Origin of the sequence: Pseudobacillus sp. FSL P4-0506, assembly GCF_038003025.1 — a bacterium.
Classification (GTDB): Bacteria; Bacillota; Bacilli; order Bacillales; family Domibacillaceae; genus Pseudobacillus.
This window is the reverse complement of sequence record NZ_JBBOOI010000001.1, coordinates 3,608,170-3,622,213: the sequence shown is the minus strand read 5'-3', so window position 1 is coordinate 3,622,213 and position 14,044 is coordinate 3,608,170. Positions and strand designations below refer to the sequence as shown.

General features: G+C 40.0%; 11 protein-coding genes. 6 read left to right on the top strand and 5 right to left on the bottom strand.

Going from position 1 to position 14,044, the window contains the following annotated elements; translation table 11 throughout:
* The first annotated feature begins 393 nt into the window (after nt 1-393).
* The 4 genes from MKZ02_RS17910 to MKZ02_RS17895 all read left to right on the top strand — a co-directional run bounded on the left by MKZ02_RS17910 (nt 394) and on the right by MKZ02_RS17895 (nt 3,070).
* Nucleotides 394-1,176 carry an extracellular solute-binding protein gene (locus tag MKZ02_RS17910; RefSeq protein ID WP_340854908.1) on the top strand — a complete coding sequence of 261 codons (783 nt, stop codon included), beginning with the start codon at nt 394-396 and terminating at the stop codon, nt 1,174-1,176.
* Nucleotides 1,177-1,199: 23 nt separating this feature from the next.
* Nucleotides 1,200-1,664, top strand: coding sequence for a COG4315 family predicted lipoprotein (locus tag MKZ02_RS17905; RefSeq protein ID WP_340854905.1), 465 nt, complete (start codon nt 1,200-1,202; stop codon nt 1,662-1,664).
* A 104-nt stretch (nt 1,665-1,768) separates the two neighbouring features.
* A complete protein-coding gene (locus MKZ02_RS17900; RefSeq protein WP_340854903.1) occupies nt 1,769-2,323 on the top strand; it encodes an RNA polymerase sigma factor in 555 nt (184 codons plus the stop codon).
* A complete protein-coding gene (locus MKZ02_RS17895) occupies nt 2,324-3,070 on the top strand; it encodes an anti-sigma factor (RefSeq protein WP_340854901.1) in 747 nt (248 codons plus the stop codon).
* A 71-nt stretch (nt 3,071-3,141) separates the two neighbouring features.
* Here MKZ02_RS17895 and MKZ02_RS17890 read toward each other — a convergent pair whose 3' ends face one another.
* From MKZ02_RS17890 to MKZ02_RS17875, 4 genes are all read right to left on the bottom strand, one after another.
* Nucleotides 3,142-4,893 (bottom strand): B12-binding domain-containing radical SAM protein, encoded by a 1,752-nt coding sequence (locus tag MKZ02_RS17890; protein WP_340854899.1) that lies wholly within the window; start codon nt 4,891-4,893, stop codon nt 3,142-3,144.
* A 14-nt stretch (nt 4,894-4,907) separates the two neighbouring features.
* Entirely contained in the window at nt 4,908-5,939 is a 1,032-nt protein-coding gene (locus MKZ02_RS17885; RefSeq protein WP_340854895.1) for an acyltransferase family protein, read from the bottom strand.
* 197 nt (nt 5,940-6,136) lie between these two features.
* Nucleotides 6,137-6,568: a hypothetical protein gene (locus MKZ02_RS17880; RefSeq protein WP_120036921.1), complete on the bottom strand. Its 432-nt coding sequence runs from the start codon at nt 6,566-6,568 to the stop codon at nt 6,137-6,139.
* Between the two features lie 154 nt (nt 6,569-6,722).
* Nucleotides 6,723-8,243: an ATP-binding protein gene (locus tag MKZ02_RS17875; RefSeq protein WP_340854892.1), complete on the bottom strand. Its 1,521-nt coding sequence runs from the start codon at nt 8,241-8,243 to the stop codon at nt 6,723-6,725.
* Nucleotides 8,244-8,409: 166 nt separating this feature from the next.
* Here MKZ02_RS17875 and MKZ02_RS17870 point away from each other — a divergent pair, with 166 nt between their 5' ends.
* Both MKZ02_RS17870 and MKZ02_RS17865 read left to right on the top strand, forming a co-directional pair.
* Entirely contained in the window at nt 8,410-9,984 is a 1,575-nt protein-coding gene (locus MKZ02_RS17870; protein ID WP_340854890.1) for a bifunctional metallophosphatase/5'-nucleotidase, read from the top strand.
* 36 nt (nt 9,985-10,020) lie between these two features.
* The gene (locus tag MKZ02_RS17865) at nt 10,021-11,727 is read left to right on the top strand and encodes a M3 family oligoendopeptidase (RefSeq protein WP_340854889.1); all 1,707 of its coding nucleotides are present in this window, start codon (nt 10,021-10,023) and stop codon (nt 11,725-11,727) included.
* 44 nt (nt 11,728-11,771) lie between these two features.
* Here the strand turns inward: MKZ02_RS17865 and MKZ02_RS17860 are convergent, their stop codons facing one another.
* Complete coding sequence (locus MKZ02_RS17860; protein WP_340854887.1) at nt 11,772-13,922, bottom strand: ATP-dependent Clp protease ATP-binding subunit; 2,151 nt, start codon at nt 13,920-13,922, stop codon at nt 11,772-11,774.
* Between the last annotated feature and the right edge of the window lie 122 nt (nt 13,923-14,044).

The window sequence follows — 14,044 nt, the reverse complement described above, 5'->3', positions numbered from 1 at the left end:
TCTCTTGGAAAAGAGCAAGTCTAAGACTACTGTTTTTGAAGCCCCTGTAAGTTTATTACAGGAATTCTGGCTCTTATATTAATAAGGGGGATTAACCCTGCCTGGATAAAATTTAAAAGAATTGCGCAGTAACACGGATGTCCTCGTGAAAAACAGTTTCTTAGGTTTAGTAATATCCAATTTTTGATAAATATCAATGAGTTTTGAAGAGTCTGGTTAAGAAGTTTTTCATACCAATACAGCTGTTTCTGACGATTTATGCAATAAAAAGAATCTATTTATCGGACTATAGAAATAGCTGCATTTTTTGAAATAAGCAATGAATAAAAACCGTTCTTTGTTTTTAATCGTTATTTAATGTAAAGGAGCAAAGCGATAAGGAGGAGGGCAAAAATGAAAAAAGGTGTGTGGTTAACAGGATTGTTAGTTATGTTGCTTGCTTTATTTGGGATCATTCCCTCAGCTGTACTTAAAAAAGGAGAGGCCATGAACAAAGAAAACAGCGTAAAAGTCTATGGACCGGGTGGCCCCTTTGGTCCAATTGATGAACTTGCCACTCGATTTGCGAAAGAAACGGGAATAAAAGTAGAAGTAACGAGCGGGCCGGAAGAAAAATGGATCGATCAAGCCAAGGAAGATGCGGATATCATTTATGGCGGTTCAGAGTATATGCTCACCAATTTTATGCTGAGCTACCCTAATATAATTGACGAAAAAACAAGGACAGAGCTTTACACACGTCCGGCAGGAATTTTAGTTAGAAAAGGTAACCCTAAGAATATTCAGTCGCTGGACGACTTAACGAAAAAAGGCATTCAAATCATTGATGTAAATGGAGCAGGCCAATTTGGGCTTTGGGAAGACTTAGCGGGGAGAAAAGGATTAATTCCAGGTATCAGAAAAAACATCAGGATATCCGTTAAAACAAGTGCGGAAGCGATTGAATTATGGAAAAAGAACTCTAAGTACGATGCATGGATTACTTATGAATCGTGGCATTATCGGCTGAAAGATGCCACCGATCTAATACAACTTCCCGAGCAAGATAAGCTGTACAGAGGGACACCAATTAGCATGGCTAAGAGAGCAGATAACAGGAAAGAAGCCCGATTGTTTATTAACTATTTAAAGACTGAAGAGTCCCATCAAGTGTTTCAAAAATGGGGATGGAAATAAGCAATGAAAGGAGAGGGGAAAGAATGAATAAAAAACGATGGCTCCTATGTATATTTTCAGCCTTAGTCGTTTTGTCAGCATGTGGAAAAGCAGAAAACCCGAGTGAATCAGCAACGGTCAAAGATGCCCCGGTAAAGGAAGCACCAGAGTTAAGGCTACTTGAAGATCAATCGGTTGGTGAATATCTCGCTGATTCTAAAGGGATCACTCTTTATTATTTTAAAAAGGATAAAGAGGGGACAAGCAATTGCAGCGGTGAATGCTTAAAAAAATGGCCGCCATTTACAGAAAAGGAGTTTGAAGTGCCAACAGGATACAAGAAAGAAGATTTTGGGTCTATAACAAGAGAGGATGACGGGCAAGAGCAAGTAACATATAAAGGTTATCCGCTTTATTACTTTGCCGGAGACAAACAGGAAGGAGATAGAAAAGGACAGGGAGTAAAGGGCGTTTGGTATATTGTAAATAAAAATATTAATTTTCAGTAGGGAAAGATAGATTCATAGAACGGCCGCAGGAGCGGCGGTTCTTTATTGTATAGGGAACTTAATGAACCGGGAATAGTTGGCTACTGTAAGGAGGGTGGGATTAATTGAAGGGGAAAAGCGACGAGGAGTTAATGAGGCTGGTGATGAACAAACACCGGCCTGCCCTGGAGGAGCTGTATGACCGTTATTCAAAATTGATTTATAGCTTCGCGTTTAAATTTTCAAATAGGAATGCAGACTCGACTAAGGAAATGGTTCAGCTGGTTTTTCTCAAGCTATGGACGACAAAGAGCAGCTATAATTCTACGAAAGGAAAATTTACTAGTTGGCTTTTGACGATTACACGGAATGTGTGTGTGGATTACATTCGAAAAGATAGTCTACATATTAAAAATAATGAGCAAATTTATGAGCATACTTTTATAAAATGGACTAATCCTGTGGATGAAATAGAACAAAGATTAACTTCCAACGCGGTATCAGCTGCGAAAAACAAGCTAAATGCGGCACAACAAAGATTAATTGATTTATTTTATTGGAAAGGTTTTTCCTTAACAGAAATCGCTCAAATGGAGAATGAACCAGTCGGGACGGTGAAGAGCAGGTTGCATCAGTCTTTAAAACAATTAAAAAAGTATCTAGAAGTGGAGGATTTGTAGATGGACAGGGAATGTGACTACCTGCTTTCATTTATTGCCAATGATCTGGACAAAAGGAAAAAGAGAAGATTCAAAGAGCATTTGCAGCGCTGCCCTGACTGTTTAAAGGAGTATGAGCAAATGACCGATGTCTGGCATTCCTTATATTTAGACATAGAGGAACAAGAGGTACCGGAAACGTTAAAATCAGAAGTGATGGACTTTATTTTTGATGAGAAAGAAAAAAATGAAAAGAAAACAGGGAGGGCTTATATAAATGAATGGACAAATGCACTTTTTAAACAGTTCCCGCCCGCAGCTAGTATAACCGTTCTTTTATTAACAGGGCTTGTCATTGTTTTAGTATTTGCCAATAGTCATTTGCGCAATGAAATGGCTCAAAGCAGCCGAAACAATGAACAGCCTGCGAGAGTAGTATCTACATTCTCTCTCCAGGCTGCGGAGGTTGGAGTTAAACATCTAAACACCGATGGCTCTGCTGTTATATTGCAGCAGGGAAAGACAAGGAGCCTGGTTGTGCAAGTGAACCATTTGCCGCAGTTGGCCGGGTCAGAAGTTTACCAAGTATGGCTGCTAAATAACGGCAAGAGGGAAAGCGCTGGCATATTTAAACCGGATGAAAGTGGAGCCGGAATATTGACATATCAGCTTGCGCAGGATTTGAAGTTTGATCAGATTGGCATTACAGTCGAGCCTGATCAATACAGTATCGAGCCACGTGGGGAAAAAATTGTTGGCTCCTCCTAATTGCGAAAAAAATCAGGCTGATTTTCCTGACAAGAGGAAATCAGCCTGATGGCATGAAGGAAAGTTTATTATTAGATTGCCTTTGTTGCTGCTTCGTTTTCCATGAAGAAAATGGTTGGCTGGCCAGTTGTTGGTTCAAAATAAGCCACAAGATAATTAGGACGCTTCAACCAGCTGCCGTCTACGAAGGACATCGTTAATGGTTCAATCATCGTATGTTTATATATGTCTCTCTCTGTCAGACCGAGCTTGGCAAATTCAGGGCCGAGGAGGAGAGGATTTTGTAAGATTTTTTGATAAAGAAAAGAACGTTCCTGTTTTTTTAGTGCAGGTTCCCACCAAGGCTTTCTAGGTTTGTACCGCTGGTTCATTAAATAATCGTATTTCATCATGCTTTCAATTTCTAGATAACGCTCTGGATGGACAGCAAGCAAAAACTTTTGCAGACGTTTGAACAAGTCCTCTAACTGATGGCCAATTCTGCCCCAGCTTTGTTCTTCCCAATAAGCCCCAAAAGACTGAAAAAAGTCAAAGGGTGTATCAAAGAAATGGGTCACGAGATATTCAATTGTTTCATTCATGCGGTGATCATTCCAGTACTTTTCAAGCACATCTTCAACCTGCTTAATTTTTACAATATCTGAAAAAGATAAGAGATTATTACCTAAAATCTCATATGGTGCATGATCCATATAAACATAATCATGTTCAGCTGCCCGTATACGCAGGCCAGTGCCTCGCAGCATCTTCAGAAAGCCAAGCTGCAGTTCTTCTGGCCGGAGTGCAAAGACATCATTAAATGTTTTACGGAAAGAGTGATAGTCTTCTTCAGGCAAACCGGCAATCAAATCAAGATGCTGATCAATCTTTCCGCCTTCTTTCACCATCGTGACCGTGCGAACGAGCTTGGACCAATTTTGCTTGCGCATGACAAGCTCATTGGTTGTGTCATTCGTTGACTGTACTCCAATCTCAAACCGGAACAATCCTTTAGGTGCGTTTTCGTTAAGGAATTCAATTACTTCGGGCCGCATAATGTCAGCGGTAATTTCAAATTGAAAAACGGTTCCGGGAACATGTTCGTCAATAAGAAACTGAAACATTTCCATCGCATAGCTGCGGCTAATGTTAAATGTTCGATCGACAAACTTGATGGTTTTTGCTCCATTGGCCATTAAATAGCGAATGTCCTCTTTAATAGCCTCACGGTTAAAATAACGGACGCCCACTTCAATGGAAGAAAGGCAGAACTGGCAGCGGAACGGACAGCCGCGGCTTGTTTCTATATACGTAATTCGCTTGGATAGTTGTGATTTGTCTTCTTCAAACCGAAAGGGCGAAGGCAAGTCACGTAAATCTAACTTATTTCGTTGTGGATTAATCTTCGGTTGTCCATTTTCCAGGTAACCGATTCCGCTGACACCACTCCAATTTTGCTTCCCGTCTATTTCACTGAGCAGCTGTTTGAACGTTTCTTCCCCTTCACCAATGACGATAAAGTCGGCTTCAGGAATCCGCTCAAGCCAATAGGGCACATCATAAGTAACTTCTGGTCCTCCAAGAATAATCGTTGTTTCAGGAAGCACCTTTTTGATCATTTTAATGACAGTGAGTGTTTCTTCTATGTTCCAAATATAGCAGCTGAACCCTAATATGTCGGGTTGGCGCTTATACAGATCTGTGACAATGTTAATGGCAGGATCCTTGATTGTGTATTCAGCCAGCTCCACCTGATAGTCTGGTTCTGCGAAAGCTTTTAAATAGCGGATGGCCAAATTCGTATGAATATATTTCGCGTTTAATGTGCTGAGAACGACGTTCATTAATAAAATTCTCCTTATAGCTTTTCTGATATATTACTTTCCTCATATCGATTAGAAAATACTTTTTTTAGCTTGGACCATCTTGTTTCTATAAATGGTTGCGCCACAGTTGTCACTACTGATGAAGAGAGCAGCATAGTTAAAAATAAAGAAGCGATTAACAGCAGGACGATGGATTCAGCTGATTCTTTCACTTCACTTTCACGGAAGGTTTTGATTACAAAGCCGTGCAATAAGTAAACATACAGTGTATTTCTACCCCAGTCGGTAAAAAAGAATTTCTTTTTTGGCACAAAAGTGAAAAAAGCAGCGATCATGATAAAGCTTAACACATAAATACCGATCCGGTAGAGCATTCCAGTTGCATTGGAACTTCCTAAATCTGCAAAGGAGAAAGAACCAAGCAGCCATCTCTGGTCAAAATCTGGGAATTGAAGAGCCGTATAGAAGACGGCAAGCGCTCCGAGAAATAAAACAGCACGAACAGATTTATGAGCGAGAAGGTTGAAATGTTCCTTTTTCAAATAATACCCGATTAAAAAGAACGGGAAGAAAATAAACGTACGGGCAAAGCTTAACACGTCCAGCTGGCCGTCAATGCAGCCGATAGCAATACCAACAACGAAGGAGGCAGTAATCAGAACCGCGGGCTTTATTTTTAGCCATTTAACCGAAATGACGAGCAATAGGTTCCAAAAGAACAAGCTCAATAAAAACCATAAGGACCAATGAGGTACGAGCAAGTCGAGATGGAGCGCTTTATCCTCGTATAAGTAAAAATAAAAAAAGGAATAGATAATTTGGAAAATAAAAAAGGGCAATAGAATTTTCTGGGCCGTTTTTTTCACGTAGCCCTTTTTGTAAAAGCTTTTAGCAAAAAAACCTGATACTAAAATAAACCCTGGCATATGAAACAAGTAGATGGTTGTATACAAAGCGAAGATGACAGGATTATCACCGATATACGAGCGAATAAAATGACCGAACACGACAAAAACAATTAAAATAAATTTTGCGTTATCAAAATAATAATCTCTTTTAGACATAAATTCCACCTAATTAAAAGTATTATGTAACCATCGGCTGCCACATCATTTTAAATACAACATAGCATTATACAGGAAAACTGTTTAAATCGCCATGATGCAAAAAGGAAGCATGCAGCCAAATATAAACATCTCTATGGGAAAAGGCAAATGAATAAAACGAAAAAGTGATAAATCTTTTAAAAAAACGCCGGCTATCAAGCCCGGCGTTTTAAGCTTTCTCCTATATTAAAATAATCTTCAATTTTGATAGATAAGCGGATTGCTTCATGGTAAATATCCGTTTTTATCCCATTAATTGATTGAGATTTCTTTCCTGCTTCCAATAAATGATCAAGCAATTCTCTGGAAAATGGAGAATAGGAAAGCATTTTCTTTAATCGACGAGACTCTCTCTCAAGCTTTGCAATGAAAATCTGCGTTTCTGTATAGGTTGCGCGTACTGCTGCCATAGACAAGGCATAAATCGCAGCAGCTGTACGAATAAAAGGCTCTGAGGATTGTTTAATCAATTGTTTTGCTTCATCAAGAGAACGAATTTTTCTATATGTGTGAATAGACGGGTCATAAATTTTTAAAAAATCACTGTGCCATTCCAATGCCGCTTCATTCCATCCTATCTTAGTCATGTCTCTTTCTCCTTTATTTCTCTTAAGTGTTTTTCTGAAGGAGGTATCCCTATGCTATATAACCTGTTTCGAGAGAACATAAACATAAAAATTACATAAATAATTAAGAGACCATTGCAAGTATAGCTTGCAATGGTCTCTTATTAAAAAGCATTTATTCAGCAAGACAAGGAGGTTGAAGAGGAAGAATAATGTTTACAACAGTACCAAAACCAAATTCGCTTTCTACTTCAATGACGCCGTCAAACGATTCAATAATTCTCTTACAAACGACAAGGCCGAGTCCCGTCCCATTCTCCTTTGAAGTGAAAAATGGTTTGAAAATTAATTCCAAATCTTCTTTTGTAATACCAGACCCTGTATCGGCAATAGTAATGTAACAATTTTCTTCTCCTTTTAAGACATTTAAGCTCAATTTTCCTCCCTCTTCCATCGCTTCAAAGGCATTTTTTGTAAGATTCAGGAGGACTTGCTTCATCTGATCGGTGTTCACTCGTACCCAAAGTTCTTGCTCGGGAAGCGTTAATTCATACTCAATACAATACAAATTAGCTTCGGAACGAATTAGCGGGTTTAGGTCAAAAATAATTTCTCTCATATCAACAGTCTGGATTTTTTGGGCAGTTGGCTTACCTAAAATCAAAAATTCACTGACAATCTGGTTGATGCGTCCAATTTCTTTATTAATTACATCAAAGTAAAATTCATCTTCTGGATGGTTGTATTTTTCATTTAACAGCTGGACGAGTCCTTTAATTCCAGTTAGTGGATTGCGTATTTCATGAGCTGTACTCGCGGCTAACGTTCCAATCAACTCCAGTTTTTGTGCTTCCTGCTGCATTCTTTCAAACTTTGTTTGTCTTTTTAACATCATATACTTTACAAGTAAAAAGATGATATGAAGAAGGACAATAATGGCTACACCAAATAGTAGAGTAAGAGGAAGCAGATGATTTTCATCAGATTTATTAGTCTTGACTATTAAATTCCAAGGCAGTTGGGCGAGAGGGTACTCGACGGTCTGTTCGATCTCTTCGGAATTCAGTCTTTCGTTAACAGCAAAAATAGGTATTTGCTTTGCGTTCTCGATAGAAACGGAATACTCGGGTGTTAGCATTCTTATAATATTTTTCAAATAATCGAGCCGGATATGAGACACGAGAATCGCCTCTACATGTTCATCTTTCATTACTGGTGTGGCAATAGCAATCACAGGCTGATTATTAGACAATGTTTCCGCTTCATCGGAAACAGCTGTGTCTTTCGTTAATAGGGCTTCTTTGATATATGGTTTGTTTCTGAGGTTGTATTGTTTTAGTAAATCGTTTGTTCCGATGAGCAGATTACCTTCAAAATCCAGTATATAAATGCCTCCGTAACGCGGGTCCTTTCCAACCATTCTTTTTAATATGGTTTGCACTTTATCTGATGCTTGTATTTTTTTACCTAAAGTTTGAACTTCCTCTTCGGTACTGACGGCGAGAATATCCATGCTGACTTTTGTTTCGTTAATGAATTGGTCCAGCTGATTCCGATGAAGGGTGGCCGCCCACTCTAGTTTTTCCCGCTGCTGTTCAACAGCACGTTCAGCGAGAAAGTGATAACAGCCAATGATAGATAGAATCGCTGGGAGCACCACAATAAAGAAATATATCGATCGTTCACGTTTATTCATTCGGTTTCGTCCTTTTAAGAAAGTCATTGCTGTTTCATTATAGCAAACTATTATTATTTTCTCTTCTTTACGTGAAGGAAAAATTTTCATCAGGCGACTCTTTTAAAATGGAAGAAAAACGTGTAAGTTGAATAAAAGAATAAATAACGGTTGTAGGGGGAGAAGAATGAAAAAGATTCAGCTGAAGATCCTTGAGACAAGTGATGTACACGGAGCGATTTTTCCCATCCATTACGGAACGAATGAGCCAGCTGCTCACGGTCTGGCGCGGCTCTCCACTGCTATAAAAAAAGTACGGAAAGAAAGCGATGATGTGCTTTTAATAGACAATGGAGATTTTCTTCAGGGAACACCACTAGCTAGCTTTTATTTCCGTTCATTGCGCCGCGGTATTCATCCAATGATTAAGGCGATGAATGCTCTCCAATATGACGCAGCGGTATTAGGCAACCACGAATTTAATTACGGATTGGAAATTTTAGATAAAGCTTCACAAGACGCCAATTTTCCCTTTTTAAGTGCAAATACTTTACATAAAAAAACACATCAGCCTTATTTCGGACAGCCTTATATTATAAAAAGCTTTGCTGGCGGCATCAAGGCTGCTGTACTTGGCATTACCACAGGATATATTCCTAACTGGGAAAAGCCTGAACATATTTCTGAATTGATTTTTACCGATGCAGTTGCTGCTGCCGATAAATGGGTTCGTTATATTCGAGAAGTAGAAAAGCCGGACATGATGATTGTTTCTTATCATGGCGGCTTTGAAGTAGATCTTTCGAAGAAAGAAAGAATTGAAATGAAAGAAAAGGGAGAAAATCAGGCTTATCGTATTTGCACAGAAGTAGAGGGGATTGATGTGCTGCTCACCGGGCATCAACATCGGATAGCTGCTGAGTTCGTAAATGGCGTGGCTGTCGTTCAGCCTGGATTTAGCGGAACAGCTATTGGCCAAGTAACCGCTGAGTTTCATGTATCGCAAGAAAAAATAGAACTGGGGAACGTTTCGATTGAGATTATAGAAGCCAAGGACTTTGAAGCTGACCGAGCGATCCTTGAATTAGCCCAAGAAGAAGAAAAGCAAGCACAGCAATGGCTCGATGAGGTGATCGGCACAATAGAGGGGGACATGCAGATTGATGATCCTTTTCAAGCAAGATTGAAGGAACATCCGCTTATTGAGCTGGTTAATCGAGTACAGATGGAGGCGGCACAGACGGATATTTCTTGTACGGCGCTCTTCCATAATGAAGCCAAGGGTCTTCCATCCAAGGCTACAATGAGGGACATTGTCTCAAACTATATTTACCCTAACTCATTAGCTGTTATCGAGATTACTGGTGAGGAGATGAAGAGGGCGTTGGAGCGTTCTGCTTCTTACTTTACTATACTGCCAGACGGAAGAGCCGGGGTGAGCTCGAAATTTTCTTACCCTAAGCCGCAGCATTATAATTATGATATGTGGGAAGGAATTAATTATACGATTAATGTCCATCAGGCCCCAGGCAGCCGAATTGAGAAATTGACCTACCATGGGGAACCTGTTGAGGCAGACCGTCTCTACCGGGTAGTGATGAATAATTATCGTGCAGGCGGGGGTGGTGACTACTTTATGTTCAAAGGGAAAAAAGTAATTAAAGAAATCCAAGACGATATGGCAGAATTGCTCGCTAATTATATAAAAAGCCATGGAACAATTAAAGCAGAGGTTAATCACAATTGGAGAGTCGTTTATTAAATATAGAAGAGCAAAGAATAAAAGGAGGCAACAAGTATGAAATTTAGTGAATACACGTATGAACGTCCTGATATTGAACGAGCGGAAAAAGAGATTGATCAAAGTCTTGAACAATTTAAGGAAGCAAAGGATGTGGAAGAGCAAGTAGATGCCTTACATAAAATGAATGAGATCCGCAGCCATCTCAGCACAATGATGGATCTTTGCCATATCAGACATACAATTGATACGAATGATTCATTTTACAAGCAGGAACAAGAGTATATGGACGAAATCTCTCCAAGGATGGAAGGGATTTCCTCGCGGATAAATGAAGCCCTTTTGGCTTCCTCTTTTCGAGATGAACTTGAGAACATTTTTGGCAGACAGCTTTTTCTCTTAGCTGAAGCACAAGTGAAAACTTTTTCACAAGAGGTATTGCCGCTGCTTGAAAAAGAGAACAAGCTGTCTTCGCAATATACACAGCTTGTTGCTTCTGCTCAAATTGATTTTCAGGGAAAAACATTCACTCTTGCCCAAATCGAACCTTTTACAGAAGCTGCGGATCGTTCTGTACGAAAAGAGGCGACAAAAGCTCGCTTTGATTTTTTTGCTCGTCATGAAGCCCAATTTGATGCCATCTATGATGAATTAGTAAAAATCCGTACAGAAATTGCCCGCAAGCTGGGCTTTCAAAATTTTGTAGAGCTTGGCTATTTTCGTTTAAATCGAGTGGATTATGATGCAAAGATGGTAAAAGGCTACCGCGAGCAAATCAAGAAATATATTGTTCCGCTTGCTACAAGGCTAAGAAAGGCTCAAACAGACCGAATTGGTTTAAAGGAATTAAAGTTTTACGATGAGGGCTATCAATTCACGACGGGAAATGCCAAGCCGAAGGGGTCAGCAGAGTGGATTGTAGAAAATGGCCGTAAGATGTATCAGGAACTTTCTCAGGAAACGGACGAATTTTTCCAGTTTATGCTTGATCATGAGTTGATGGATCTTACAGCAAAAAAGGGAAAAGCAGGCGGAGGATATTGCACATATATTCCTGGATACCGCTCTCCATTTATTTTCTCTAACTTTAATGGAACTTCGGGGGATATTGATGTATTGACGCATGAAGCGGGGCATGCCTTTCAAGTCTATTCGAGCCGGGACTTTACCGTTCCAGAATATTTATGGCCAACTTATGAAGCGTGTGAAATTCACTCAATGAGCATGGAGTTTTTCACTTGGCCGTGGATGGAATTGTTTTTTAAGGAGGATACAGATAAGTATCAATATGCTCACTTAAGCGAAGCTATTTTGTTTCTTCCTTATGGAGCAGCCGTGGATGAATTTCAACATCGAGTATACGAAGAGCCAGATTTGACTCCTGAAGAGAGAAAAGCCGTGTGGAAAGAGATTGAGGAAGCATACTTGCCACACCGTGACTACGATGGCATTTCATATTTAGAGAAAGGGGGCTTCTGGCAGCGCCAGGGGCACATTTATGAAGTACCGTTTTATTATATTGATTATACTCTTGCTCAAGTGTGTGCTCTCCAATTTTGGAAGCGGATGAGAGAAGACCGCAAGGAAGCGTGGGAGGATTACGTGGAAATTTGCCGGGTTGGGGGCAGCTTGTCTTTCACAGAGATAGTCAAACTAGCTGGCTTAATCTCTCCGTTTGAAGAAGGCTGTATTGAAAGAGTCATTGAACCGATTGAAAAGTGGCTTCACCAAGCAGGGGAACAGTTAATAGCTAATCACAAATAAATATAAAAAAAGCGTCTGAAGGAGCTTCAGACGCTTTTTGAGTTTTAAGCAGCGATGATATAAATATCATTGTCTTTTAATACAGCTTTTAATTGTTTTGTTTCTGGATGGTCAAGGATAAAGTCGGTAATTCCGTCCTCAAGCTGTTCTTGAATCACACGGCGAAGCGGGCGGGCTCCGAATTCTGGATGGTAGCCTAATTCACCTAGCCGTTCTTTGACCTCTTCTGTGACTTCGAGTGTAATAGACTGTTCCTCCAAAGTAGCGTTCAATTCAGCGAGCATCAAATTAACAATTTGACGTAAATCGGCTTTTTCAAGTGATTTAAATTCGATGATATTATCGAAACGGTTCAAAAATTCTGGTTTAAAGAAGCTGCCAAGTGAATCTAAAATAGAGCTTTCTTTTACTGCATTATTTTTCTCAAAACCGACAGTAATAGTTTTTTGCGCTGTTCCAGCATTGCTTGTCATGATGATAACCGTGTCTTTAAAGCTGACTGTACGTCCTTGGCTGTCAGTAAGCCGGCCGTCTTCGAGGATTTGCAGGAACATATGTTGTACATCGGGATGAGCTTTTTCAATTTCATCCAACAAGATGATGCTGTACGGATTGCGCCGCACTTTCTCTGTCAGCTGCCCTGCTTCTTCATGGCCAACATATCCTGGAGGGGAACCAATTAATTTAGACACGCTGTGTTTTTCCATAAATTCACTCATATCAAGACGGACCATGGCCTCTTTAGAGCCAAACAATTCTTCAGCGAGCGATTTTGTTAGTTCTGTTTTCCCCACACCAGTCGGACCGACGAATAAGAAGGAACCGATGGGACGGTTTTGTGATTTCAAGCCGGCACGGCTGCGGCGGATCGCTTTGGCTACTTTCTGAACAGCTTCTGCTTGTCCAATGACTTTTTTTGCTAAGTTTTTCTCTAAGTGCTTCATAGCTTGTTGTTCGTCCTCTTGAAGCTTGCCGACAGGGATACCTGTTTTTTCTTCAATTACTTGTTGAATATGTTCAACTGTTACGACTGGACGTTCAACTGTTTCTTCCGCTCCTTGCAGTTTTTCTTCTAATTTTGTTTCTTCATCACGCAGCTTTGCTGCCTTTTCGTAGTCTTCATGTTGTAAGGCCGCTTCTTTTTCTCTTCCAATTTGAGCAAGGCGTTCATTGATTGATTCTTTATCTTGAGTATCAATCGTTAAATTCAGTTTTGAGCCAGCCTCATCGAGCAAATCAATTGCTTTGTCAGGCAAGAAGCGGTCTTGGATATATCGATGGGACAATTTTGCGCAAGCTTCCAGCGCTTCTTTTGCAAAGGTGACTTCATGGAAGTCCTCATAGCGTTTTTGCAAGCCAGTCAAGATTTGGATCGTTGCTTCTACTGTTGGTTCACTTACTTGAACTGGCTGGAAGCGGCGTTCTAACGCAGCGTCTTTTTCAATTTGACGATACTCCTTCAGAGTAGTTGCGCCGATCAATTGCAATTCGCCGCGAGCAAGAGCGGGTTTCAAAATATTGCCGGCATCCATCGAGCCTTCAGCAGAGCCGGCACCGACGATTAAGTGGATCTCGTCAATAAATAACAAAACATTTTTACGTTGCTGCAACTCCGCAATTAATTGCTTCATTCTTTCTTCAAATTGTCCGCGAATCCCTGTGTTAGCCACAAGAGAAGCTACATCTAGCAAGTACACTTCTTTTTCTTTTAATTTAGCTGGCACATCGCCCTCTGCAATTTTGACGGCTAGGCCTTCCGCAATGGCTGTTTTCCCTGTACCTGGTTCACCGATCAATACAGGGTTATTTTTATTGCGGCGGTTCAATACTTCAATAATACGGCTGATTTCTTTATCGCGACCGATCACTGGATCAATTAAACCGCTCTTGGCCATGTTTGTTAGGTTACGTCCAAACTGGTCCAGAAAACCGTTTCCGCCATTGCCACCCGTTTGTTGTGTCGGCATTTTTGGTGAAGGGGCTGCTTGACCATTCATCTGAGAAAAACCGAAACCTTTCATTAAATCGTCAAAGGGAAATCCTCCAAATTGTTGAAAGTTCATCGCACCATCTCCCATTTGTTGTTTATTTTTTTGATAACAGTTTGAGCATAAATAAAGTTGTTTTGTTTTTCCGTTAATATTCATACGGAATTGAACATTAGCTTGATGTTGATGACAATTTTGACACAACATGCACTTCATTCCTTTCCGTTTATTATTTTTATAAGTGAAGTAGCTTTTGACTTTGACTAACTTTGACTTTATTATACTCTGACCTTTTTTGACTTTCAACTATTTTGTTAAAAAATATTTTT

What these genes read in the sequence shown, in the direction of transcription:
- MKZ02_RS17910 (WP_340854908.1), top strand. Translation starts at nt 394, where the DNA reads ATGAAAAAAGGTGTGTGGTTAACAGGATTGTTAGTTATGTTGCTTGCT.
- MKZ02_RS17905 (WP_340854905.1), top strand. Translation starts at nt 1,200, where the DNA reads ATGAATAAAAAACGATGGCTCCTATGTATATTTTCAGCCTTAGTCGTT.
- MKZ02_RS17895 (WP_340854901.1), top strand. Translation starts at nt 2,324, where the DNA reads ATGGACAGGGAATGTGACTACCTGCTTTCATTTATTGCCAATGATCTG.
- MKZ02_RS17890 (WP_340854899.1), bottom strand. Translation starts at nt 4,893, where the DNA reads ATGAACGTCGTTCTCAGCACATTAAACGCGAAATATATTCATACGAAT.
- MKZ02_RS17885 (WP_340854895.1), bottom strand. Translation starts at nt 5,939, where the DNA reads ATGTCTAAAAGAGATTATTATTTTGATAACGCAAAATTTATTTTAATT.
- MKZ02_RS17880 (WP_120036921.1), bottom strand. Translation starts at nt 6,568, where the DNA reads ATGACTAAGATAGGATGGAATGAAGCGGCATTGGAATGGCACAGTGAT.
- MKZ02_RS17875 (WP_340854892.1), bottom strand. Translation starts at nt 8,243, where the DNA reads ATGAATAAACGTGAACGATCGATATATTTCTTTATTGTGGTGCTCCCA.
- MKZ02_RS17870 (WP_340854890.1), top strand. Translation starts at nt 8,410, where the DNA reads ATGAAAAAGATTCAGCTGAAGATCCTTGAGACAAGTGATGTACACGGA.
- MKZ02_RS17865 (WP_340854889.1), top strand. Translation starts at nt 10,021, where the DNA reads ATGAAATTTAGTGAATACACGTATGAACGTCCTGATATTGAACGAGCG.
- MKZ02_RS17860 (WP_340854887.1), bottom strand. Translation starts at nt 13,922, where the DNA reads ATGTTGTGTCAAAATTGTCATCAACATCAAGCTAATGTTCAATTCCGT.